Annotated in this window: 24 protein-coding genes and 1 riboswitch; of the genes, 9 read left to right on the top strand and 15 right to left on the bottom strand. The window is 68.7% G+C overall.

Features of this window, described 5'->3' with window-relative positions; translation table 11 throughout:
* Nucleotides 1-143: 143 nt before the first annotated feature.
* The 7 genes from DT074_RS04690 to DT074_RS04660 form a co-directional block, all read right to left on the bottom strand.
* The gene (locus DT074_RS04690) at nt 144-1,118 is read right to left on the bottom strand and encodes an ABC transporter ATP-binding protein (RefSeq protein ID WP_119418663.1); all 975 of its coding nucleotides are present in this window, start codon (nt 1,116-1,118) and stop codon (nt 144-146) included.
* The gene (locus DT074_RS04685) at nt 1,115-2,092 is read right to left on the bottom strand and encodes an ABC transporter ATP-binding protein (RefSeq protein WP_119418733.1); all 978 of its coding nucleotides are present in this window, start codon (nt 2,090-2,092) and stop codon (nt 1,115-1,117) included. Before DT074_RS04685 ends, DT074_RS04690 begins: the two co-directional genes overlap by 4 nt.
* 221 nt (nt 2,093-2,313) lie before the next feature.
* Nucleotides 2,314-3,177: an ABC transporter permease gene (locus tag DT074_RS04680; protein WP_119418662.1), complete on the bottom strand. Its 864-nt coding sequence runs from the start codon at nt 3,175-3,177 to the stop codon at nt 2,314-2,316.
* Nucleotides 3,174-4,124: an ABC transporter permease gene (locus DT074_RS04675; RefSeq protein ID WP_119418661.1), complete on the bottom strand. Its 951-nt coding sequence runs from the start codon at nt 4,122-4,124 to the stop codon at nt 3,174-3,176. Before DT074_RS04675 ends, DT074_RS04680 begins: the two co-directional genes overlap by 4 nt.
* A 265-nt stretch (nt 4,125-4,389) precedes the next feature.
* Entirely contained in the window at nt 4,390-5,016 is a 627-nt protein-coding gene (locus DT074_RS04670; RefSeq protein WP_119418660.1) for a class I SAM-dependent methyltransferase, read from the bottom strand.
* 407 nt (nt 5,017-5,423) lie between these two features.
* Nucleotides 5,424-7,115, bottom strand: coding sequence for an N-acyl-D-amino-acid deacylase family protein (locus DT074_RS04665; protein WP_119418659.1), 1,692 nt, complete (start codon nt 7,113-7,115; stop codon nt 5,424-5,426).
* Between the two features lie 365 nt (nt 7,116-7,480).
* The gene (locus DT074_RS04660) at nt 7,481-8,014 is read right to left on the bottom strand and encodes a hypothetical protein (protein ID WP_119418658.1); all 534 of its coding nucleotides are present in this window, start codon (nt 8,012-8,014) and stop codon (nt 7,481-7,483) included.
* 118 nt (nt 8,015-8,132) lie between these two features.
* Here DT074_RS04660 and DT074_RS04655 point away from each other — a divergent pair, with 118 nt between their 5' ends.
* The 7 genes from DT074_RS04655 to DT074_RS04625 all read left to right on the top strand — a co-directional run bounded on the left by DT074_RS04655 (nt 8,133) and on the right by DT074_RS04625 (nt 15,248).
* Nucleotides 8,133-9,335, top strand: a complete 1,203-nt coding sequence (locus DT074_RS04655) for a mandelate racemase/muconate lactonizing enzyme family protein (RefSeq protein WP_119418657.1) — start codon at nt 8,133-8,135, stop codon at nt 9,333-9,335.
* A 61-nt stretch (nt 9,336-9,396) separates the two neighbouring features.
* Complete coding sequence (gene irrA, locus DT074_RS04650) at nt 9,397-9,825, top strand: iron response transcriptional regulator IrrA (protein ID WP_119418656.1); 429 nt, start codon at nt 9,397-9,399, stop codon at nt 9,823-9,825.
* A gap of 141 nt (nt 9,826-9,966) precedes the next feature.
* On the top strand, nt 9,967-10,386 hold the full coding sequence (locus DT074_RS04645) for a rubrerythrin family protein (protein WP_119418655.1): 420 nt from the start codon (nt 9,967-9,969) through the stop codon (nt 10,384-10,386).
* A gap of 124 nt (nt 10,387-10,510) precedes the next feature.
* Entirely contained in the window at nt 10,511-11,845 is a 1,335-nt protein-coding gene (locus DT074_RS04640) for a heterodisulfide reductase-related iron-sulfur binding cluster (RefSeq protein ID WP_119418654.1), read from the top strand.
* On the top strand, nt 11,842-12,438 hold the full coding sequence (locus DT074_RS04635) for a DUF3501 family protein (protein ID WP_119418653.1): 597 nt from the start codon (nt 11,842-11,844) through the stop codon (nt 12,436-12,438). The genes DT074_RS04640 and DT074_RS04635 overlap by 4 nt, the downstream gene beginning before the upstream one ends.
* A 160-nt stretch (nt 12,439-12,598) precedes the next feature.
* Nucleotides 12,599-14,314 carry a Na/Pi cotransporter family protein gene (locus tag DT074_RS04630; protein ID WP_119418652.1) on the top strand — a complete coding sequence of 572 codons (1,716 nt, stop codon included), beginning with the start codon at nt 12,599-12,601 and terminating at the stop codon, nt 14,312-14,314.
* A gap of 37 nt (nt 14,315-14,351) precedes the next feature.
* Nucleotides 14,352-15,248, top strand: coding sequence for a methyltransferase domain-containing protein (locus DT074_RS04625; RefSeq protein ID WP_368744420.1), 897 nt, complete (start codon nt 14,352-14,354; stop codon nt 15,246-15,248).
* A 9-nt stretch (nt 15,249-15,257) separates the two neighbouring features.
* Here the strand turns inward: DT074_RS04625 and DT074_RS04620 are convergent, their stop codons facing one another.
* Nucleotides 15,258-15,614 (bottom strand): hypothetical protein, encoded by a 357-nt coding sequence (locus DT074_RS04620; RefSeq protein WP_162914624.1) that lies wholly within the window; start codon nt 15,612-15,614, stop codon nt 15,258-15,260.
* Between the two features lie 149 nt (nt 15,615-15,763).
* Here DT074_RS04620 and DT074_RS04615 point away from each other — a divergent pair, with 149 nt between their 5' ends.
* A complete protein-coding gene (locus DT074_RS04615) occupies nt 15,764-16,072 on the top strand; it encodes a BON domain-containing protein (RefSeq protein ID WP_119418649.1) in 309 nt (102 codons plus the stop codon).
* A 28-nt stretch (nt 16,073-16,100) separates the two neighbouring features.
* Here the strand turns inward: DT074_RS04615 and DT074_RS04610 are convergent, their stop codons facing one another.
* From DT074_RS04610 to DT074_RS04585, 6 genes are all read right to left on the bottom strand, one after another.
* Nucleotides 16,101-16,364 (bottom strand): hypothetical protein, encoded by a 264-nt coding sequence (locus DT074_RS04610; RefSeq protein ID WP_119418648.1) that lies wholly within the window; start codon nt 16,362-16,364, stop codon nt 16,101-16,103.
* 20 nt (nt 16,365-16,384) lie between these two features.
* Nucleotides 16,385-16,615 carry a hypothetical protein gene (locus DT074_RS04605; RefSeq protein WP_162914623.1) on the bottom strand — a complete coding sequence of 77 codons (231 nt, stop codon included), beginning with the start codon at nt 16,613-16,615 and terminating at the stop codon, nt 16,385-16,387.
* A gap of 82 nt (nt 16,616-16,697) precedes the next feature.
* Entirely contained in the window at nt 16,698-17,102 is a 405-nt protein-coding gene (locus DT074_RS04600; RefSeq protein ID WP_119418646.1) for a (deoxy)nucleoside triphosphate pyrophosphohydrolase, read from the bottom strand.
* Between the two features lie 12 nt (nt 17,103-17,114).
* A complete protein-coding gene (gene argJ / locus DT074_RS04595; protein WP_119418645.1) occupies nt 17,115-18,353 on the bottom strand; it encodes a bifunctional glutamate N-acetyltransferase/amino-acid acetyltransferase ArgJ in 1,239 nt (412 codons plus the stop codon).
* A 36-nt stretch (nt 18,354-18,389) separates the two neighbouring features.
* Nucleotides 18,390-19,283, bottom strand: coding sequence for a peptidylprolyl isomerase (locus DT074_RS04590; RefSeq protein WP_119418644.1), 894 nt, complete (start codon nt 19,281-19,283; stop codon nt 18,390-18,392).
* Between the two features lie 54 nt (nt 19,284-19,337).
* Entirely contained in the window at nt 19,338-19,784 is a 447-nt protein-coding gene (locus DT074_RS04585) for a type II 3-dehydroquinate dehydratase (protein ID WP_119418643.1), read from the bottom strand.
* 62 nt (nt 19,785-19,846) lie between these two features.
* Here DT074_RS04585 and DT074_RS04580 point away from each other — a divergent pair, with 62 nt between their 5' ends.
* Nucleotides 19,847-20,347 carry a DinB family protein gene (locus DT074_RS04580; protein ID WP_119418642.1) on the top strand — a complete coding sequence of 167 codons (501 nt, stop codon included), beginning with the start codon at nt 19,847-19,849 and terminating at the stop codon, nt 20,345-20,347.
* Between the two features lie 9 nt (nt 20,348-20,356).
* On the opposite strand, the gene DT074_RS04575 is transcribed toward DT074_RS04580, so the two are convergent.
* A complete protein-coding gene (locus DT074_RS04575) occupies nt 20,357-20,788 on the bottom strand; it encodes a carboxymuconolactone decarboxylase family protein (RefSeq protein WP_119418641.1) in 432 nt (143 codons plus the stop codon).
* A 141-nt stretch (nt 20,789-20,929) separates the two neighbouring features.
* Nucleotides 20,930-21,171, top strand: a riboswitch (cobalamin riboswitch).
* The last annotated feature ends 83 nt before the right edge of the window (nt 21,172-21,254 follow it).

The raw sequence follows: 21,254 nt of genomic DNA, 5'->3' as shown, positions 1-21,254 counted from the left end.
GCGACATCGCTTGCTCGTCATGCCCGGGCTTGACCCGGGCATCCACGGCTCACCGCATCTCTGCCCCTACCGCGTGGGTGGCCGGGTCAAGCCCGGCCACGACGCCAAGTTGCCGTGGCGCGCCGGCTCGGCGATCCCAAGGGCTAACCGGCAATCACCTCTTCCGCCCTGTGGCAGGCGGCGGCGTGGCCGGTCTCCAGCTTGCGCAAGCTCGGTGCTTCCACGCGGCAGCGGTCGATGGCGAAGGGGCAGCGGGGCGCGAAGCTGCAGCCGGTACCGATCTCGCCGGCCGGCTCGGCACGGGCGCGGCGGCGGCGCGTGCGGCCGGGCTCGGGCTTCGGCACGGCTTCGAGCAGCGCGCGGGTATAGGGATGCGCCGGCCGGTCGAACAGCGCCCGCGTCGGCGCCTGCTCGACGATGCGGCCGCGATACATCACCGCGATCTCGGCGGCGACGTAGTTGACCACCGCGAGGTCGTGGCTGATCAGCAGGTAGGTCACGCCGAAGCGGGCCTCGAGCTCGCGCATCAGGTTCAGCACCTGGGCCTGCACCGAGACGTCGAGCGCCGAGACCGGCTCGTCGGCGACGATCAGCTTGGGCCGGGTGATCAGCGCGCGGGCGATGGCGATGCGCTGGCGCTGGCCGCCGGAGAATTCGTGCGGATACTTCTCGGCATCGGCGGCGCGCAGACCCACCTGCGCCAGCATCTCGGCCACGCGCTCGCGTTGCTCGGCGCGGCCGGCATCGGTGAGCGCCGAGAGCGGCTCGGCGATGGTCCAGCCCACCGTGCGGCGCGGATCGAGCGAGCCGTAGGGATCCTGGAACACCATCTGGAAGTCCGCCCGCGCGCGGCGCAGCTCCCCGGGCGACAGCGCGGCGAGGTCGCGGCCCGATTGCAGGATGCGGCCCGCGGTGGGCGGTTCCAGCGCCATGACGAGGCGCGCGAGGGTCGACTTGCCGGAGCCGCTCTCGCCGACCACGGCGAGGCTGCGGCCGGCCTGCAGGGTGAAGGACACGCCGTCGACGGCGACGACCTGCGGTGCCGGGGCCGTCAAGCGTTCGCGCGGCAGCGCATAGACCTTGCGCAGCCGCTCCGCCTCGACCAGCGCCGCGCTCATGCCGATGCCACCAGCTCGCGGGCGCGGATGCAGCGCGAGATGTGATCCGGCCCCATCGGCAGCGGCGGCGGCAGGCCGTCATTGCAAGGCGGGATCATCAGCGGGCATCGGTTGGCGAAGGGGCACCCCGGCGGCAGGTCGGCCAGTTCCGGCACCACGCCGGCGATGGTGGCGAGCGGCGTCTCGGTCGCCGGCCCGAGCTTCGGCCGCGCCGCGAACAGGCCGCGCGTATAGGGATGCGCCATGCGGGCGAAGACCTCGGCCGTCGGCCCCGCCTCCACCACGCTGCCGCCATACATCACCATCATGCGCTGGGTCGTTTCGGCGATGACGCCGAGATCGTGGCTGATCAGCAGCAGCGCCATGCCGCGCTCCTCCACCAGGTCGAGGATCAGGTCGAGGATCTGACCCTGGATGGTGACGTCGAGCGCGGTGGTCGGCTCGTCGGCGATCAGCAGGTCGGGATCGCAGGCGAGCGCCATGGCGATCATGACCCGCTGGCGCTGCCCGCCGGAAAGCTGGTGCGGGAACTGGTCGAGCCTGGCCGCCGGGTTGGGCAGGCCGACGCGGTCGAGCAGGTCGAGCGCGCGCTCGCGCGCGGCGGCGCGCGTCATCCCTTTGTGCAGGATCAAGGGCTCCGCCACCTGGCGGCCGATGGTCTGCACCGGGTTGAGCGAGGTCATCGGCTCCTGGAAGATCATCGCCATGCGGTCGCCGCGCAGGCCGCAGAGCTGATCCTCGCCGAGGGTGGTGAGCTCGCGGCCGTCGAGGCGGATGCTGCCGGCGATGCGGGCGCGTTCCGGCAAAAGGCTCATCAGCGCGAGCGCGGTGATCGACTTGCCGCAGCCCGACTCGCCGACCAGGCCCAAGGTCTCGCCGCGGTCGAGCGCGAACGCGACATTGCGCACCGCATCGCCCGGCCCGCGATTGGTGGCAAGCGTGACGGTGAGGTTCTCGACTTCGAGCAGCGGCATCAGCGGTGCCTGCACGAGAAGCCCTCTCTGCCCCTCAGGGGCGGAGAGGGTTGGGAGAGGTGGGGCGCGCCGCTCCTCGACAAGATTCGTCTGTGCGCAGCGCATCCGCCTTGGCGCACATCCGGAATCCGCATCCTCCCCACCTCACCCAACCCTCTCCCCCCTCTTCGAGGGCGGAGAGGGCTTCGCATTGCGGCTCTGATCGCGAGCGCGGAGTCCATCTACCGCTTCCTCGCCAGCCGCGGGTCGATCAGGTCGCGGAGGCCGTCGCCGAGCAGGTTGAGGCCGAGCACGGAGAGCGCAATGGCGATGCCGGGGAAGACGGCGAGGGTGGGGCTGCGGAAGATATGCGCCTGCGCCTCGTTCAGCATGCGGCCCCAGGATGGATCCGGCGGCCTGGTGCCGAGGCCGAGATAGCTGAGCGCGGCCTCGGCCAGGATGGCGATGGCGAACTGGATGGTCGCCTGCACCACCAGGATGGAGACGATGTTGGGCAGCACGTGCTCGACGGTGATGCGGAAGCCGCCCTTGCCGGCGGCACGCGCGGCGAGCACGAATTCGCGCGCCCAGACCGAGTTGGCAGCGGCGCGGGTGATGCGGGCGAAGACCGGCACGTTGAAGATGCCGATGGCGATGATCGAGTTGGCGGTGCCGGCGCCGGCGAGCGCGGTCAGCATCACCGCCGAGAGGATGGCCGGGAAGGCGAAGACGAAATCGGAGAGCCGCATGACGATCTCTTCCGTCCATCCGCGTTTCGCCGAGGCGTAGAGACCGAAGGCGACGCCCGCCGTCATGCCGATGCCGACGGCGACCACGCCGACCAGGATCGAGTTGCGGGCGCCGGCCATGATCAGCGAGGCGACGTCGCGGCCGAAGGCGTCGGTGCCGAGCCACCACGCCTCGGAAGGCGGCTTGAGCCGCTGCGACACCGTCATCTCGAGCGGCGGATGCGGCGTCCAGACATAGGAGACCAGCGCCATAAGCACGATCAGCCCGGTCAGCACCGCGCCGGCGACGAAGCTCGGATGGCGCAGCGCGCGGGCGGCGAAACCCGGCGCGGCGGAAGGCGTCGCGGCAACGGTCATACGTCGTGCGCCTTCAGGCGCGGATCGATCCAGGCATAGAGCAGGTCGACCACGAAATTGATGATCACCACCTTGGCGGCGAGGATGACGACGGCATCGCGCACCACCGGCACGTCGCGGTTGGCGATCGCCTGGAAGACCAGCCGGCCGAGGCCGGGCAGCTGGAACACGTTCTCGATCACCACCGTGCCGGCGAGCAGGTTGGAGAATTGCAGGCCCATGATCGTGACTACGGGGATCAACGCGTTGCGCACCGCATGGCCCCAGAGCGCGGCGCGGCGGGTCAGGCCCTTGGCCCGCGCGGTGCGCACGAAATCCTCGCGCAGCACGTCGAGCACCGCCGAGCGGGTGAAGCGAGCGAGGATCGCCGCCTGCACCAGGGCCAGCGCGATGGCCGGCAGGAACAGCGCACTGATCCCGTCCAGCACGCCTTCGTCCCAGCCCGGGAAGCCGCCGGCCGAGGCCCAGCCGAGCTGCACGGCGAAGAACAGGATCAACAGGATGCCGAACCAGAAATTCGGGATGGCGATGCCGAGCTGGCTGACCCCCATCACCACCACGTCGCCTGCCTTGTTGTGCTTCGAGGCGGCGTGGATGCCGAGCGGCAGCGCGATGACGACCGTCATCAGCATCGCCATCAGGGCGAGCGGCACGGTGACCCAGAGCCGCTCGACGATCAGCTCGCCGGTGGAGACGCCGTAGGAATAGCTCTGGCCGAAGCTGCCGGTGACGAGGCCGCCGATCCATTCGAGATAGCGGGTGACCGCCGGCTGGTTCAGCCCGAGCTTGTCGCGCAAGGCCGCCACCGCATCTTCGTTCGCGTCGGGCCCGAGCATGACCAGCGCCGGATCGCCGGGCAGCACTTCCAGCACCAGGAAAACCACCAGCGAGGTGCCGATCAGGGTGGCGATGAAGGTGGCGAACCGCTTGAGGAGGAAGAGATTCATCGGGTCGAAACAAAGATTGCCGTGGCAAGCCCTCTCTGCCCCTCAGGGGCGGAGAGTGTTTGGGAGAGGTGGGGCGCACCGCTTCTCGACAAGATTCGCCTGTGCGCAACGCAACCGCGCTCGCGCATATCCTCAAACCGCATCCTCCCCACCTCACCCAACCCTCTCCCCCCTCTTCGAGAGCGGAGAGGGCTTTCTTCGCGGTGCCCAAGAGGCCCGTGAATCGTATGGCGCCTCGGCAGAGCGTCGCTCACAACGGACGAACTCATCGCTTGCGGCAGAGCGAGAAGCCGTCGCCGACGGGGACCATGCAGAGATCGATGCGCTGGTCGGTGGCGAGCTTGGCGTTGAGGGCGCGCAGCGCCTCGGTATCGGCCGAGCGGTCGGCCGGGTCGGCGACGCTGCCGCCCCACAGCACGTTGTCGAACACGACCAGCCCGCCGGGGCGCAGCAGTTGAAGCAGGCGCTCGTAATAGGCGTCGTAGCCGGTCTTGTCGGCGTCGATGAAGCCGAAATCGATGGTGCCGGCGCCGCCGGCGGCGAGCAGCGCGTCCAAGGTCTGGGTCGCCGGCGCGAGGCGGAGATCGATCTTGCCGGCGATGCCGGCCTCGACCCAATAGCGGCGCGCGACCTGCGTCCATTCCTCGCTGACGTCGCAGGCAGTGATGCGCCCGTCATCGGGCAATGCCAGCGCGACGGCGAGCGCGCTGTAGCCGGTGAAGGTGCCGACCTCGACGCAACGGCGTGCGCCGATCAGCCGCACCAGCATCTGCAGGAGCGCGCCCTGCTCCGGCGCGATCTGCATCATCGCGTTGGGCAGCTTCGCGGTCTCGGCGCGGAGCCGCGCCAGCACCGGCGCCTCGCGCACGCCGTTCGCCCGCAGGTAATCCATCACGCGCTGTGGTATCGCCACGTCGTCCTCTTCCTCACAGCGTTGCGGGCGCAGTGAATACGACGGCAACGCGATCGGCAACAAGCGCCACCTTTCCGCCGCATTCCGGTCGAGCCAAGGACGCAAACCGCACCCAGATTCCGGATCAAGGGATGCCGGCGCCCCGGTGGTGTCGTACCGATGGAATGTCCCCTCCCCCCGGTCGGCGCGCAGCCATCGGGGTGCCGGTACCCGACGAGATGGCGCGGCCGTCGCCGCCCGGCGCTGAAGAGCGCCAGCGCGATGGCCGCACAGAGAGACCACGGCCGAACCGTCCCCCCGCCCTCGGCCGCGGTCCGGCGGCGTCGCCGGCTCATCCCCCCTAGAGAGCCGGTGGCGCCGCCACCCTTTTTTCAAGCCTTGCAGATCTAAGCGGCCCGCCCGTGACGCAGCAGGCGCCCGGGCAGCGGCCCGTCGGCGGTCAGCGCATCGCGGCCGCGCTCGCGCAAGAGCGTGCCGTTGACCACCACCGCCTCGATGCCGAAGGCATCGGCACGCAAGCGGTCGGCACCGGCCGGCAGGTCGTGCACGCGGGTGAGACCGCTGGCCCCCACCGTCGCCGGATCGAACACCACGATGTCAGCGGGGCGGCCTTCCGCCAGCAGGCCGCGATCGGCGATGCCGAACAGCTCGGCCGGCACCTGGGTCAGCTTGTGCACCGCGTCTTCCAGGGTGAGCGTGCCGCGCTCGCGCACCCAGTGACCGAGCAGATGCGTCGCGTAGCAGGCGTCGCAAAGCTGGTTCGCGTGGGCGCCGGCATCGGAGAGCGCGATCACCATGTTCGGGTCGACCATGAGCTCCGCCACTTCCGCCTCGTCGTGGTTCAGGATCGGGAAGCGGAAGCGGGCGCGGAAGTCGCTCGCGATGCTCATGTCGAGGGCGAGGTCGAGCGGGTCCTTGCCCGCCTTGGCGGCGACCTCGCGCAAGGGCCGCTCCTCGAGCTCGGGCTGGCCCGGCGCCACGGAGACGACCGCGCGCTCGTACCAGAGCGAGAGCGGGGTGCGCGATTCCGCGGCGCTGTCTCGCTTGAACGCCGCCCGAAATTCGGGATCGGCGTAGATCGCCTTCCGGCCAGCGCGGTCGGTCTTCATCGTGGGCGCGAAGAGCGGGCGCATCTCGAACGGGAACGGCTCGTTGAAGTCGAAATCGAAATTGATCGGCCGGCAGGCGACCTGGGGCACGATGCGGAGCCCCTCGGCGACGTCGCGCGCCGCACGTTCCATGTGGCGGCGATGCGAGCCGGGGCCGGCGAGGCCGGAGAGCAGCGCCGTCCAGGTGACCGGCACCTTGTAGGCGCGGGCGAAACGCTCGAACTCGTCCCACAGCAGGGTGCGGCCGATGGTGGCCTGCAGGATGCCGCGGCCGGAGGACGCCATGGCCGCGACCAGGGCGTCGATTTCCTCGATGCCGGCCATGCGGCTCGGCACCGGGTTGCCGTCATAGCCGTTATGTGTCGCCGCATGCGAGGTGGCGAAGCCGATGGCGCCGACATCCATCGCCTCCTGCACGAGCCGGCCCTGCGCCGCCACCTCGTCCGGCGTGGCGGCGCGGCGCACCGCGTCCTCGCCCATGACATAGGTGCGCAGCGGCGTGTGGCCGAACAGCACGCCGATATTGATGGCGCTGCCGCGGCTTTCCACCGCGTCCATATATTGCGGGAAGGTCTCGAAGCCCCAATCGGCGCCGATGCCGGCCTTGAGGGCGTCGATGCTCATGCCCTCGACCTTCTCGAGCGTGCGCATCATCAGCTCGCGGTGCTGCGGCCTGGTCGGCGCGAGGCCGAAGCCGCAATTGCCGATCACCACCGTCGTCACCCCGTGCCAGGGCGAGATCGACAGCATGCGGTCCCACATGACCTGGGCGTCGTAATGGGTGTGGACGTCGACGAAGCCGGGCGCCACCACCTTGCCCCGGGCATCGATGGTGCGGGCGGCCTCGCCCTCGACCTTGCCGAGCGCGACCACCTTGCCGCCCTTCACCCCGACATCGCCCTGGTAGCGCGGCCGGCCGGTGCCGTCGACGATGGTTCCGCCGGTGATCTCGAGATCGAGTGCCGTCATCTGCGTTCCCCTGACCCGACTTTCTTGTGGTCAGGGATACTAGCCGTTCGGCGACGGCGGGCATGAAAAAAGGGCCGCCGAAATGTGCCGACGGCCCAAGTCTAGGGAGGAAACGCCCAAGAAGGGCACTGGCGCCGAAGCGCCAATGGAATCAACCTATGTTGCGTTGCAGCAGGTGTCAAGAGTCTCGACACTCGACTTTGGTCGCATGCCAAATCCGATTCGCCCAATGGCGACATATATTTATCACGTGATAATCAAGTGGTGCCGCGCGATCCGGCAGGGTTTCCGGGCCGTTCCGGGCTGCTGCGCCGCAGCATTATCGATTGTCGATTGCCTGTTATGGCGCCAATAGAGGGCTGCGATCAATCGAACAAGGAATCCACCGCGTTCTGGTCCATGGCCGCGTCGACCGAGGCCTGGTCCATGGTCGTGGTGTGGCCGTGGATGCAGGCGGTTGCCCGGTCGAGCAGCCCGCGCACCTGGTCCAGCAGGCCGGCGATCATGGCTTCGAGCCGAGCCGCTTCGCCGGTTTCGATCAAAGCCGCCGCCGCCTCGATGCCGGCCGGCAGCACGGCATGCAGCTCGTCGATCACCGCGTCGAAGGGGCGGCGCGAGGCGGGATCGGCCTCCAAATAGGCCTGGATGGCAAGTTCCTTGTCGCTGAACACGCTGTCCCGGAAGTGCTCCTCGTAGGATTTCGGGCCCCAGGCGCGGATATCGCTCAAGCATTCCGGCATCGAGGGCAGCATTTCGAGCAGCATGACCACCTCGGCGAAATGGTTGAGGTAGTCGGTGGCGAGATACGTCTCCGGGTTGATGTTGGTGCCGCGCAAACGCTCCCGCAGCGCCGGGGGCGCTTCGGCCTCGTCGATACGGGCGGCGGCAACGGTGGGCATGAGATCTCATGCGGTGGGCAGAACAGGTGCGACAGATTGGCTGGCATATCGTTACCGGCCGGTTAGCCGGGTGCGGCGGCGGTGCTAGGCTGTTCGGCGGAGCGAGCGGGGGGACGCAATGAAGATCACGGCGATCGAGACGATCCGCGCCGAGAGCCACCCGAACCTGCTCTGGATCGAGCTGCACACCGACCAGGGCCTGGTCGGTCTGGGCGAGACCTTCTACGGCGCGGCGCAGGCCGAGGCGCATGTGCATGCCTATCTGGCGCCGATCCTGCTCGGCCGCGACCCGCGGCCGATCGAGCGGCACTGGCGGGCGATGATCCCCTATTGCGGCTATGTCGGCACCGGCGCCGAGATGCGGGCGCTCTCCGCGATCGACATCGCGCTCTGGGATCTCGGCGGCAAGGCGCTGGGCGTGCCGGTGCACCAGCTGCTCGGCGGCGCGGTGCGCGACGAGATCCGCGTCTACAACACCTGCGCCGGCTATCGCTATGTGCAGAACCGGCCGGCCCAGGGCACCGACAATTTCGGCCTGCCGGAGGAGGCGGCGCGCGGCGAGTACGAGGACCTGGACGCCTTCCTGAACCGTGCCGACGAGCTGGCGGCGAGCCTGCTGGAAATGGGCATCGGCGCGATGAAGATCTGGCCGTTCGATTTCGCCGCCGAAGCCAATCGCGGCCTGACCATCTCGCCGGCCGAGCTGACGAAGGCGCTGGAGCCCTTCGACAAGATCCGCCGCGCGCTCGGCGACCGGATCGAGGTGATGGCGGAGCTGCACGCGCTGTGGCTGAAGCCGGCCGCCTGCGAGATCGCGCGGGCACTTCAGCCCTATCGCCCGTTCTGGATCGAGGATCCGGTGCGGATGGATCACCTGGCCAGCATCAAGGACGTGGCGCGCGCCAGCACCACCAAGATCGCCACCGGGGAGACCTTGGGCGGCCGGGCGCAGTATCGCAGCCTGCTGGAGCTCGACGCGGTCGGCGTGCTGATCATGGATATCGGCTGGGGCGGCGGGCTGACCGAGGCGCGCAAGGTCGCCGCCATGGCCGAGGCCTGGCACGTGCCGTTCGCCACGCATGACTGCACCGGCCCGGTCGCGCTCGCCGCCGCGGTGCATTTCTCGCTGCATGCCGAGAACGCGCTGATCCAAGAGATGGTGCGGGCCTTCTATTTCGGCTGGTACGGCGAAATGGTGACCGACCTGCCGCCGCTCCGGAACGGCCTGATCCGGGCGCCGGAAGGCCCTGGCCTCGGCCTTGCCTTGCAGCCCGACCTGAAGCGCCGGCCGGGCGTGACGGTCCGGCGGTCGGCGCTGTGAAGGCTGCGTCAACCATCAACCGGTCTTCCCGCCATTGGCGATTGGCCCTATATACGCGGCCATGAGCCGGATCGATCGAGCCAAGGAAGCGGCGCGCCAGCGCATTCGCGAATCGGGTCTGCGGCCGACGCGGCAGCGGCTCGCGCTGGCCAGACTGCTGTTCGAGAACGGCGACCGGCACGTCACCGCCGAGAGCCTGCATGCCGAGAGCAAGACGGCCGGCGAGCGGCTGTCGCTGGCGACGGTCTACAACACGCTGCACCAGTTCACCGCGGCCGGCCTGCTCCGCCAGGTGACGATCGAGGCCGGGCGCAGCTATTTCGACACCAATGTCTCCGACCATCACCACTTCCTGGTCGAGCGGTCGGGCGAGCTGATCGACATCCCGGCCGCGGCGGTGGACGTGCGCAAACTGCCGATCGCACCGAAAGGCCATGAAGTCGCCCGCGTCGATGTGATCGTGCGCCTGAAGGCGGCCGAGCGACGTTAGGTCGCTGCCCCTACCAGATTAAAATCATTCCAAACTATTGACAGCGCCGGCCCGCCGGGTCTACACCCATGGCGGGGTCGGAGGGCGACCGCAGGCACTGGCGGCGCTCTTCGCGGGTTGTTCGATCAGTAGGAGGGAAGCATGCCAGCGCTCAAGGGAACCAAGACTCTGCAGAATCTGAAGGATGCGTTTGCCGGCGAGAGCCAGGCGAACCGCCGCTATCTCTATTTCGCCCAGAAGGCCGATGTCGAGGGCTTCAACGACGTCGCCGCCGTGTTCCGCTCGACGGCGGAAGGCGAGACCGGCCACGCGCACGGCCATCTCGAGTTCATGGAAGAGGTCGGCGATCCGGCGACCGGCGAGCCGATCGGCCCGACCAACCTGAACCTGAAGGCCGCCATCGCCGGCGAGACGCACGAATACACCGACATGTATCCGGGCATGGCGAAGGCCGCGCGCCAGGAAGGCTTCGACGAGATCGCCGACTGGTTCGAGACTCTCGCCAAGGCCGAGAAGAGCCATGCCGGCCGCTTCCAGAAGGCGCTCGACACGCTCGGCTGAGCGCGGCGAGACTTCAACGACAACGAAGATAAGAGACTGGCGGGAGGGCGCAGCAATCGCGCCCTCCCGCGCAGTTCTCCGGTCCTGACCTTGCGGCGATAACCCCGCCGCGGGCGGAGGTCATATGCGCGAAGGCAGTCTCGACGCCCCGATGCGTCACCCGTTGGCTTGGAACGATCCGGATTTCTACGACGAGGCGAAGCTCGATGCGGAGCTGCGCCGGGTGTTCGACATCTGCCATGGCTGCCGGCGCTGCTTCAATCTGTGCGACAGCTTCCCGCGGCTGTTCGACCTGGTCGACGCCTCGCCGACGGAAGAGCTCGACGGCGTCAAGAGCGAGGATTTCAAGCAGGTCGTCGATGCCTGCACGCTCTGCGACATGTGCTTCCTGACCAAGTGCCCCTATGTGCCGCCGCATGAGTTCAACCTCGACTTCCCGCATCTGATGCTGCGCTACCGCGCCGTCGAGATGAAAAAGGGCAAGGTGAGCTGGACCGAGCGCGAGCTGAGCAAGACGGACCGCAACGGCCGGCTGGCCGGCGCCGTCGCGCCGCTCGCCAACTGGGCGAGCGATGAGAAGAACCGGCTGACCCGGCCGATCTTGGAGAAGACCGTCGGCATCGACGCGCGCGCCCATCTGCCGAAATTCCACGGCCGCACTTTCGTCGCGCGGGCCAAGGATGCCGGCGGGCCGGCCGCGGACGGGCCCGCGAAGGGCGCCAAGGCGGTGCTCTACGCCACCTGCTTCGTCAACTACAACAGCCCCGGCATCGGCGAGGCGGCGCTGAAAGTGCTGCACAAGCAGGGCGTCGAGACAAAGGTGGTGCATCCGACCTGCTGCGGCATGCCGAAGCTGGAGCATGGCGACATCGCCGACGTGGCGGCGCGGGCGAAGAAGGTGGCGGCGGAGCTGCTGCCGCTGGTCGATCAGGGCTATGACGTCGTCGCGCTGGTGCCGTCCTGCGCGCTGATGCTGAAATTCGAGTGGCCCTTGATCCTGCCGGGCGATCCCGACATCAAGCGGCTGGCGCAGGCGACGCAGGACCTTTCCGAATACGTGGTCGGGCTCGGCAAGCGCTATGGCCTGGCGCCCGGCATGCAGCCGCTGGAAGGCGGCGTCAGCCTGCATCTCGCCTGCCATGCGCGGGCGCAGAACATGGGAGCGAAGGGCGCGGAGATGCTGCGCCTGGTCCCCTCGCCCGATATCGCCGTGATCGAGCGCTGCTCCGGCCATGGCGGCAGCTGGGGCGTGATGAAGGAGAATTTCCAGACCGCGATCAAGGTGGGCAAGCCGGTGGCCCGCCAGGCGGCCAAGGGCAAGGCGCATCTGGCGTCGGAATGCCCGCTGGCCGCCGACCATATCGTGCAAGGCATCGGGATGCTGGGCGACGGCGGGGCGCCGCAACGCTCCTGGCATCCGATCGAACTGATGGCCAAGGCCTACGGATTGCTGCCATGAACGCTGCCCAGAAACGCACCATCACCCGCACCGACATCCTGCCGATGGCGGAGTACGAGCGCGTGCGCAAGGAGCGCCGCGCCGAGGTGATCGCGCTGAAGCGCGACCGCCGGATGGAGGTGGGCCCGTTCTGCACCTTCCATTTCGAGTGCTACGCCACGATGTGGCACCAGATCCACGAGATGCTACGCATCGAGAAGGGCGGCGAAGCGCAGATCGAGGACGAGCTTCGCGCCTACAACCCGCTGATCCCGAACGGGCGCGAGCTGATCGCCACCGTGATGTTCGAGATCGAGGATCCGGTGCGCCGCGAGCGGGAGCTGCGCCAGCTGACCGGAATCGAGGAGACCTGCAGCCTGACGATCGGCAACGACAAGGTCGCCGCGGTCGCGGAGAGCGAGGTCGAGCGCACCAAGGAGGACGGCAAGACCTCCTCCATCCACTTCCTGAAATTCCCGCTGACCGACGCGCAGGCAACGGCGTTCAAGGATCCGTCGGTGCAGGCCATGTTGGGCTTCAGCCACCCGAACTACCTGCACCTCGCCATCCTGCCGCCGGCGGTGCGGAAAGCGCTGATCGCCGACCTGGCCTGAGGCTCGAAACGGCGCGCCGGCGGGAACGCTTGTTAAAGCTTGGCCGTTAGGCTGGCACGGCGCCGCAAGCTTCTGTCACAATTCTGTAATATTGGCTTGCGCCCGAGCACCTGCGGGCGGAGCATATGCGCATCGTGATTCGAGCCGCACACGGCCGGAAATGAACGGCACCGAGCTTCTGATCCATCTGATCGGCGGCGTGGCCCTGCTGCTCTGGGCTGTGCGGATGGTGCGCACCGGCATGACCCGCGCCTTCGGCGGCACGCTCCGCCGGGCGCTGGCGGCCGGTGGACGCAACCGGTTCGGCGCTTTCGCCGCAGGGCTCGGCGTCACCGCCCTGCTGCAGAGCAGCCTCGCCACCGCGCTGATCGTCTCCTCCTTCGCCAGCCGGCGGCTGATCGCGCTGCCGGTCGCGCTGGCGATGATGCTGGGCGCCGATCTCGGCTCCACCGTCGCGACCCAGGTGCTGGCCTTCGATCTCGGCATGGTGTCGCCGGTGCTGATCGCGATCGGCGTCGTGTCGTTCATGAGCTCCAATGCCGACCGGGCCCGCCATGTCGGCCGGATCAGCATCGGCATCGGCCTGCTGCTGCTGGCACTCGGCCTGATCCGCGGCGCGGCCGAGCCGCTCCGCGAATCCGAAGGCCTCTCTGTCCTGCTGCACGCCATGGAGGGCGAGCCCTGGATCGCGCTGATCGCGGCGACGGCGCTGACCTGGGCAGCGCATTCGAGCCTGGCCATGGTGCTGTTCGTGATGTCGCTCGCCGCGGCCGGCACCGTCTCGGTGCCGCTGGCGCTGGCGCTGGTGCTGGGCGCCAATCTCGGCGGCGCGCTGACCCCGCTGATCGATCAATGGGGCGCCGCGCCGGAGGCGCGCCGCGTGCTGCTCGGCAATGTCATCATGCGGGGCGTGGTGGCGATTGCCGCCCTGCCCTTCCTCGGCCAGCTGACCGGCTGGATCGGCATGCTGGACGTGTCGCCGGCGCGGGCCGCCATCCACTTCCATTCCGCCTACAACCTCGCCGTCGCGGTGATCGGCCTCGCCGTGCTCGACCTCGTGGCCATGGTCGCGACGCGGATTCTGCCGGCGGCGCCGAAGGACGAGGACCCGGCATCGCCGCGCTATCTCGATCCCGGCGCGATCGACAGCCCCTCGGAAGCGCTGGCCGCCGCCGCGCGCGAGACACTGCATCTCGGCGATCTGGTCTCCGGCATGCTGTCGCGCACCATGGCGGTGTTCGAGAAGGACGACCTGAAACTCGCCAAGTCGGTGGAGCAGGCCGACGACGCGGTCGACCGCCTGCATGAATCGATCAAGCTCTACCTGATCCAGGTTTCGCGCGGCGAGATGTCGCTGGAGGAGAGCGGCCGCTTCGTCGAGATCCTGACCTTCGTCACCAATCTCGAGCATGTCGGCGACATCATCGACAAGAACTTGATGGAGCTGGCGGCGAAGAAGATCAAGAACCGCTATGCCTTCTCGCCCGAGGGCCGGCGCGAGCTTGCCGCCTTCCACACCCGCGTGACCGAGACCATGCAGCTCGCGCTCAACGTGTTCATGACGCGCGACCCGAACCTGGCGCGCCGGTTGCTGGCCGAGAAGGTCGAGGTGCGCGATGCCGAGATCGCGGCGGCCCAGAGCCATTTCGGCCGCCTGAAGGAAGGCCGGCCGGAGAGCCTGGAGACCAGCGCCATCCATCTCGACGTGATCCGCGACCTGAAACGGATCAACGGCCACCTCACCTCGGTCGCCTATCCGATCCTGGAGGGCACGGGCGAGCTGGCGCGGACGCGGCTCAAGGCGCCGGAAGCGGCCGCAACCAATGGGGGCGAGCCGGGCCCCGCGCGGGGCGGCGAGGCGGCCCCCGCTTCCTAGACCTGACCCGGGCCTCGGCCCGCACTATCCTGCCCGGGTGAAGCCGAACAGCGCCCTGCCCTTCGATCGCGCCTTGAAGCGCCGCCATCTGGCGCGCGCCGCCGCCGGCTTTGCGCGCCACGATTTCCTGTATCGCGAGGTGACGACGCGCCTGGTCGACCGCGTACTGGACGTGAAGCGGGCCTTTCCGCGCGCGCTGGACCTCGGCGGGCGCGGCGACATGGTGGCGAGCGCGCTCGCCGGCCGCGCCGGCGTGGCGACGCTGGTCCATGCGGCGCCTGCGGCCGGGCTGCTCGGCAGCGCCGGCGTGGTGGCCGACGAGGAATGGCTGCCCTTCGCGCCGGCCAGCTTCGACCTGGTGCTGGCGCCGCTCTCGCTTACCTGGGTCAATGACCTGCCGGGAACGCTGCTCCAGATCGCCCGCATCCTGCAGCCGGACGGCCTGCTCCTCGCCGGCCTGCCGGGCGGGCGCACCCTGACCGAGCTGCGCCAGGCGCTGCTGCGCGCCGAGGCCGAGGTGGAAGGCGGCGCGAGCCCGCGCGTCGCGCCCTTCCTCGACATGCGCGACGGCGCCGGCCTGCTGCAGCGCGCCGGCTTCGCGCTGCCGGTGGCCGACAGCGAGATCATCACCGTCACCTATGCCGACCCGCTCGCTCTGCTGCGCGAGCTGCGCGGCGCCGGCGAGACGGCGGCGCTGACCGAAAGGCGCGGCTCGCTCCGCCGCTCGACCCTGCTGCGGGCAATGCAGATCTATGCGGAGATGTTCGCGACGCCGGATGGCCGCGTGCCGGCGACCTTCGAGCTCGTCACCCTGACCGGCTGGGCGCCGCATGCCGCGCAGCCGAAGCCGCTCAAGCCGGGCAGCGCCAAGGCGCGCCTCGCCGAGGCGCTCGGCACCGAAGAGCGGCCGGCCGGCGAGAAGGCCGGACGATAGCGGCCCCGGTCAGCAGACGCTCGCCCTCACACTCGTGCCCTTCGTCAGCAACACGCCAATCGAGCATTCATAGTCGCCGCCGGGGCCTCGGCTGCATTCCAGCATCCCCGCCGTCTTGCTGCGGAGCGATGGATCGCAGGCGCTCGGCCGCGCCTCGGCCTGCATCGCGTCGTAGATCTCCTTGGCAGCGGCGCCGTCGATATAGAACAGCACGCGGTCCTTGCTCTCCCCCGGTGGCGGATCGACGAGGGTGGCGGAGCCGATCGCATAGGTCCCCGACAATGGCCTGGTGTCCATCGCCGGCGCCGGCGCGACCACGCCGACGACCATTGTCAGTGCAGCGACGACGGCTGTTCGCGACGTCATCCTCCCCTCCTCCGATTTCGCTCGCCTACATTGTTGACGCGGATCAATGTGACCGACCGGCGGCGGACGCAATTTGGTAATGCGCGGATGGCGGTCATGTCAGCCGCCACCGAAATGCGGATCGATGCTGGATCTCAAGGGAGACCGACATGAACAGGCGCCATCTGCTCGCAGCTTTCGCATTAGCGGCCCTGGTGGCCGGCCCCCTGGCCGGCTGTGCCAAGGACCAGACGGCGGGCGAGTACATCGACGATTCGACGATCAGCAACACCATCCGGGCCAAGCTGATCGACGACAAGCAGCTGAACGTCTTCAAGATCGACGTCACCACAAATAACGGCATCGTCAAGCTGACGGGCGACGTGAAGACGGCCGAAGCGAAGGCACGCGCCACGACGGTAGCGAACGGTGTCAAAGGTGTGAAAGCCGTTCAGAACAATCTGGTGGTGAAACCGTAGAAGAGCGCCCGAAGCGGGCGGCAGGGGCTCAGTTCTTCTTGCCGCCACCCTTCTTTTCGCGCGCCGCGTTCAAGTCCTGCATCGTACCGGAACGGTCGGCGCCGGTCGCTGCGCCACCCTTGTTCGTCCGCTGGTTCTCCTTGGTCTGACCGAGCGCATTGGCGCATTCCGAGCGCTTGGCGTTCTCGGCCTTGGCGCAATCGATGGCCTTGTCGTTCCTGGCCTGCGCCGGCGCGACCAGCCCGAGTCCCAGTGCCAGCGCGGCGGCTAGCAAATTGATCGGCGATCTCATCGCGCGTTTCCCCGCTTGGATCAGACAGTGACGTCGAGCGAACCACCGAGCGCGCCGGCGGTAACGGGCGTTTCGGTCGGTGCCGGCTCGGCGGCGGGCTCAGGCCGCGGGAAGCGCGTCTCGATGCCCTTGGGCAGATTGTCGAGCCGCTTGAGCTGGCCGGGCGGCAGCTGATCTTCCTTCTTGGCGATGCCGGGCGGCACCGGCTTGCTGAAGGCTGCCGGGGCTGTGCTGGACGAAACAGGCTTCATGGGAGCTCTCCTCTGCCATGGCGCAGCCTGCTCGTTCTCGGTGAACCGGCGGTAAAGAAGAAGGGATTGCGAAACGGGCGCTCTACAAATAGTCCCGCAGCATTGCTACCAGCGGTATATCCGCCGGCGGCATCGGATAGTCCTTCATCTCCTTCGGCCGCACCCATTTCAGCACCTGGCCCTCGTGCGGCGCCGGCGTGCCCTGCCAGCGGCGGCAGAGATAGAGCGGCATCAGCAGGTGGAAGTCGTCATAGGCGTGCGAGGCGAAGGTGAAGGGCGCGAGGCAGGCTTCCTTGATGTCGACGCCGAGCTCTTCGTGCATCTCGCGGATCAGCGCCGCTTCCGGCGTCTCGCCCGGCTCAACCTTGCCGCCGGGGAATTCCCAGAGGCCCGCCATCTTCTTGCCGGGCGGACGCTGCGCCAGGAGCACGCGGCCATCGGCATCCACCAGGCCGACCGCGGCGACCAGGATGACCGGCTTGGTCACGACCCGGCGCCCTTACGACCTGTAATCGGCGTTGATGTCGATGTAGCCGTGGGTCAGGTCGCAGGTCCAGACCTTGGCCGTTCCCTTGCCGATGCCGACATCGACGCCGATCGTCACTTCCTGGCCGCGCAGATGCATGGTCGCCTTGGCTTCGTCGTAGCCGGGCCGGATCATGCCGTTCTGCGTCACCTGCTGGCCGCCGATGCTGACCACCAGCTTGTCGCGGTCGGCCTTCTCGCCCGACTTGCCGATCGCCATGACGATGCGGCCCCAATTGGCGTCCTCGCCGGCGATCGCCGTCTTCACCAGCGGCGAGTTGGCGATGGCGAGCGCGATGCGGCGCGCCGCCTTCGCATTCGCCGCACCGGCGACATTGACGGTGACCAGTTTCTTCGCGCCCTCGCCGTCGCGCGCCACCTGCTCGGCGAGGTCGGCGAGCAGGCCGTTCAGCGCCTCGACGAAATGGCGGAGCTTGGGGTCGGTGGCCGACTTGATCGCCGCATGCTTGGCCTGGCCGGTCGCGAACATCAGCAGCGTGTCGCTGGTCGAGGTGTCGCCGTCGACGGTCAGGCAGTTGAACGAGAGCTCGTTGCCCTTGGCGAGCAGCGCCTGCAGCACCTCCGCCGGGATCTTCGCGTCCGTCGCGACGAAGCAGAGCATGGTCGCCATGTCGGGCGCGATCATGCCGGAGCCCTTGGCGAAGCCGTTGATTCGCACCGGGACGCCACCGATCTCCACCGTCGCGGTGGCGACCTTGGCGAAGGTGTCGGTGGTGCGGATGGTCTCCGCCGCATAGCGCCAGGCATCGAAGGCGAGCTGGCCGCCGATGCTGGTGACCGTCGCCGCGATCTTGTCATGCGGCAGGATCTGGCCGATCACGCCGGTCGAGGCGAGCATCACCTCGCCGGCGGCGCAGCCCGCGACCTTGGCGGCGGCGGCGGCCACCGCCTCCACCGCCTGCTTACCCGCCTTGCCGGTGAAGACATTGGCATTGCCGGCATTGACCACCAGCGCGCGGGCGCGGCCCTTGGGCAGATGCTTGCGGCACCAGTCGACCGGCGCGCCCGGCATGCTGGAGCGCGTCAGCAGGCCGGCCACCGTGGTGCCCTTGGGAAAGCGCATCAGCAGCACATCGGCGCGGCCCTGATAGCGGGTGCCGGAATTGCCGACGGCGATCTCGACGCCGCCGAGCGGCGGCAAGCGCGGCGGGTTCTTCGGCGCGAGCGGAGAGACGGGCAGCGGTTTAGCCATGGCGGTCGTCTTCGTGTCCGGATTTTTTCGGTGCGGCTATTTCTTGGCCGGCGCCTCGGGCTTGGCATTGCCCTGGGCATCGAACTGCTCGACCTTGGCGCCGGCGCGCAGCTTCTCGACCAGCGCCACCACCACGTCGCGCGTCACTTCGCGGCGCAGCGTTTCCTTGCTCGCCTCGTAATCCGGCGGCGGCGCCTTTCGGCGCTCCTCCAGCTTGATCACGTGCCAGCCGAACTGGCTCTTCACCGGCGTATCGGTGTATTCGCCGGCCTTGAGCTTGAAGGCCGCCTCGGTGAATTCCGGCACCATGTCCTCGCGCTTGAAGAAGCCGAGATCGCCGCCGTTATTGGCCGAGGGGCCGGTCGATTTGGACTTGGCCAGCGCGGCGAAGTCGGTGCCCTTCTTCAGCTCCACGATCAGGCCTTTCGCCGCCTCCTCGCTCTCGACCAGGATGTGGCGGGCGCGGATCTCCTCCTCCGCCGGCTGCTCCGCCAGCATCTTCTTGTAGCGCTCGCGCATCTTCTCCTCGGTCACGCCCTTCTCGATCTCGCGGCCGAGCCAGGCTTCCTGCAGCGCGGTCTCGCGCGCCATGGCGATGCGCTGCTTGACCTCGGGGTCGTCGCCGAGCTTGGCCGTTTCGGCGGCGGCGGCCATCAGCTTGCGGTCGATGAGCTGGGTCAGCACAAGGTCGAACAGGTAGTTGCCCGGCAGCTGGCGGTACTGTTCCGGCAGGGTCTCGACCACGGCGGTCACTTCGGAGCGGCGGATGTCGATGCCGTTGACGCGGCCGACCACCACGTCCTCGCCGGCCGGCGTCAGGTTCATCACCGGCGCCTGGGCCAAGGCAGGCCCGGCCATCGGCACGGCGCCGGCCAGCAGGGCGGCGCCCAGGACCGCGAGGGCCGGGGCCGGCAGCAGCAGTTTCCGCATGAAATCTCCAGGGGAAAGGAGTGGCAGAGGGAAGCAGGGCTTGGGCGGGGGAGACTAGCGGTTTGCGCCCTTTTCGGCCAGCAGCCGCAACAGGGCATCCAGGCCAAGCAGGTATGAGTGAATGCCGAAGCCGGCGATCGTGCCGTGCGCCGCTTCGGCGGTGATGGATTTGAGCCCGCGCCGGTCGATATTGGTCATATGGACCTCGACGATCGGGAAGCTCATGGCCCTGAGCGTGTCGCGCAGCGGATAGCCGGCATAGAGCCAGGCGGCCGGGTTGATCAGCAGGCCGTCGATCCCGTCCTCGACGCCCTGGTAGATACGACCGATCGCCTCCCCCTCGACATGGCTGTAGAAGATCTCGAGCTGGCAGCCATGCCCGGCGGCATGGTCGAGCAGCAGCCGGTCGAGTTCGGCCGCGGTGGTCTTGCCGTAAAGCTCGGGCTGGCGGCGGCCGAGATAGCTCATGTTCGGCCCCTGGATCAGTAGAATCTTCCACATCGCGCGCCCCCTGGTGGCTGGCTTCGGCCCGCGCCAGGATAGCCGGCGGAGGGAACCGTGCCATGCCGATCGAACGCGCCCATTTCACCCGGCTGGCCCGCTACAACCGGTGGGCCAATCAGCGGCTCTACGCCGCCTGTGCGAGCCTGGCCGAGGCGGAGTACCTGAAGCCCCGCCCGGCCTTCTTCAAGAGCCTGCACGGCACGCTCAGCCACATCCTGGTGGCCGACCGGCTGTGGCTCGCGCGCTTCGAAGGGAAGCCGCAGCCCTATCAGAGCCTGGGGCACATTCCCTATGGCGACCTGCCGGGCCTGCGCGTGGCGCGCGAGGCGGAAGATGCGCGCATCCTGCGCGTGGTGGAGGCGATCGACGACGCGGCATTCGGCCGGCCCTTCACCTATCGCAACATGGCGGGCGAGACCTGGTCGCAGCCGCTCGACCAGCTGCTGACGCATGTCTTCAATCACCAGACCCATCATCGCGGCCAGGCGCACGACCAGCTGTCGCAGACCGGCACGGCACCGCCGGAGCTGGACTTCATCTACTTCATGCGCGAGGCGTGACGCGGCAGGTCAGTAGCGCGACAGGTGCAGCCGGTTCCACAGATTGATCATCGCGATGTTCGCGGTGAGCGCGCCGATCTCCCGCTCGCTGAAATGCGCGCGCAGGCGGGCGCGCAGCGCGGCGTAGTCGGTCCGCGCGTCGACCACCGTCAGCGCCTCGGCCCAGGCGAGCGCGGCCTTCTCCTCCGCGCTGAACTCGCTCGACTGCTCGAACACGATCACGCGGTCGAGGCGTTCGCTGCTCTCCCCGTCGGCGCGGGCTTCGCGGGTGTGCATCTTGACGCAGTGGGCGCATCGGTTGATCTGCGAGGCGCGCAGCAGCACGAGGTGGCGCAGCCTGCGGTCGAGGCCCTGCGCATCGATCGCTTCATGCACGGCGCCCATCGCCTGCAGAACACCGGGAATTTCGATCTCGTAGCGCACGGCGCGGGCATCGGTCATCGGGCTCTCCTTGGTCAGGGTGAGCGGAAGACGAGGCCGTTTCGCCCGGCGTGACGGCGGGAGCGTTGCGCGCGTGCCACGGGGCGCACCTCGTCGCGCATCGCCTGTTCGATATGCTTGACGGCCGGGCCGACGCGACCCCAATATCTAGCGGCTCACGGTGCCCCGGATTGCCAAATCTGGGGTGAAGAGGGAACCCGGTCGGTCGCCTGACGAGGCGATCAAGCCGGGGCTGCCCCCGCAACTGTAAGCGGGAAGCGGCCGTCGCAGAGTGCCACTGGTGCAGGGCCAGACCTGAATCGGGTTCTGGGATCCTGACCGGGAAGGCGCGACAGCCGCCGCGATCCGCAAGCCAGGAGACCTGCCGTGAGCGGGTAAACGTCCCCGGGCGGGGTGTCCGGCGGCCGCAGGCTGGCGCGTGGCGAGAGCCACGAGGACTCCAGGTGCGCCCGCCCCTCCCCCGGGA

Source organism: Desertibaculum subflavum, assembly GCA_003576705.1.
GTDB lineage: Bacteria > Pseudomonadota > Alphaproteobacteria > Ferrovibrionales > Ferrovibrionaceae > Desertibaculum > Desertibaculum subflavum.
The sequence above is the reverse complement of the archived record's forward strand: the minus strand, read 5'-3'. Positions and strand labels throughout refer to the sequence as shown.

Coding starts and splice junctions, on each gene's coding strand:
- DT074_RS04620 (WP_162914624.1), bottom strand. CDS start 15,614: ATGACGTCGCGAACAGCCGTCGTCGCTGCACTGACAATGGTCGTCGGC.
- irrA (WP_119418656.1), top strand. CDS start 9,397: ATGAGCCGGATCGATCGAGCCAAGGAAGCGGCGCGCCAGCGCATTCGC.
- DT074_RS04585 (WP_119418643.1), bottom strand. CDS start 19,784: ATGTGGAAGATTCTACTGATCCAGGGGCCGAACATGAGCTATCTCGGC.
- DT074_RS04685 (WP_119418733.1), bottom strand. CDS start 2,092: ATGCCGCTGCTCGAAGTCGAGAACCTCACCGTCACGCTTGCCACCAAT.
- argJ (WP_119418645.1), bottom strand. CDS start 18,353: ATGGCTAAACCGCTGCCCGTCTCTCCGCTCGCGCCGAAGAACCCGCCG.
- DT074_RS04675 (WP_119418661.1), bottom strand. CDS start 4,124: ATGAATCTCTTCCTCCTCAAGCGGTTCGCCACCTTCATCGCCACCCTG.
- DT074_RS04610 (WP_119418648.1), bottom strand. CDS start 16,364: ATGAGATCGCCGATCAATTTGCTAGCCGCCGCGCTGGCACTGGGACTC.
- DT074_RS04635 (WP_119418653.1), top strand. CDS start 11,842: ATGAACGCTGCCCAGAAACGCACCATCACCCGCACCGACATCCTGCCG.
- DT074_RS04690 (WP_119418663.1), bottom strand. CDS start 1,118: ATGAGCGCGGCGCTGGTCGAGGCGGAGCGGCTGCGCAAGGTCTATGCG.
- DT074_RS04575 (WP_119418641.1), bottom strand. CDS start 20,788: ATGACCGATGCCCGCGCCGTGCGCTACGAGATCGAAATTCCCGGTGTT.
- DT074_RS04670 (WP_119418660.1), bottom strand. CDS start 5,016: ATGGATTACCTGCGGGCGAACGGCGTGCGCGAGGCGCCGGTGCTGGCG.
- DT074_RS04665 (WP_119418659.1), bottom strand. CDS start 7,115: ATGACGGCACTCGATCTCGAGATCACCGGCGGAACCATCGTCGACGGC.
- DT074_RS04615 (WP_119418649.1), top strand. CDS start 15,764: ATGAACAGGCGCCATCTGCTCGCAGCTTTCGCATTAGCGGCCCTGGTG.
- DT074_RS04605 (WP_162914623.1), bottom strand. CDS start 16,615: ATGAAGCCTGTTTCGTCCAGCACAGCCCCGGCAGCCTTCAGCAAGCCG.
- DT074_RS04630 (WP_119418652.1), top strand. CDS start 12,599: ATGAACGGCACCGAGCTTCTGATCCATCTGATCGGCGGCGTGGCCCTG.
- DT074_RS04655 (WP_119418657.1), top strand. CDS start 8,133: ATGAAGATCACGGCGATCGAGACGATCCGCGCCGAGAGCCACCCGAAC.
- DT074_RS04660 (WP_119418658.1), bottom strand. CDS start 8,014: ATGCCCACCGTTGCCGCCGCCCGTATCGACGAGGCCGAAGCGCCCCCG.
- DT074_RS04590 (WP_119418644.1), bottom strand. CDS start 19,283: ATGCGGAAACTGCTGCTGCCGGCCCCGGCCCTCGCGGTCCTGGGCGCC.
- DT074_RS04580 (WP_119418642.1), top strand. CDS start 19,847: ATGCCGATCGAACGCGCCCATTTCACCCGGCTGGCCCGCTACAACCGG.
- DT074_RS04640 (WP_119418654.1), top strand. CDS start 10,511: ATGCGCGAAGGCAGTCTCGACGCCCCGATGCGTCACCCGTTGGCTTGG.
- DT074_RS04680 (WP_119418662.1), bottom strand. CDS start 3,177: ATGACCGTTGCCGCGACGCCTTCCGCCGCGCCGGGTTTCGCCGCCCGC.
- DT074_RS04645 (WP_119418655.1), top strand. CDS start 9,967: ATGCCAGCGCTCAAGGGAACCAAGACTCTGCAGAATCTGAAGGATGCG.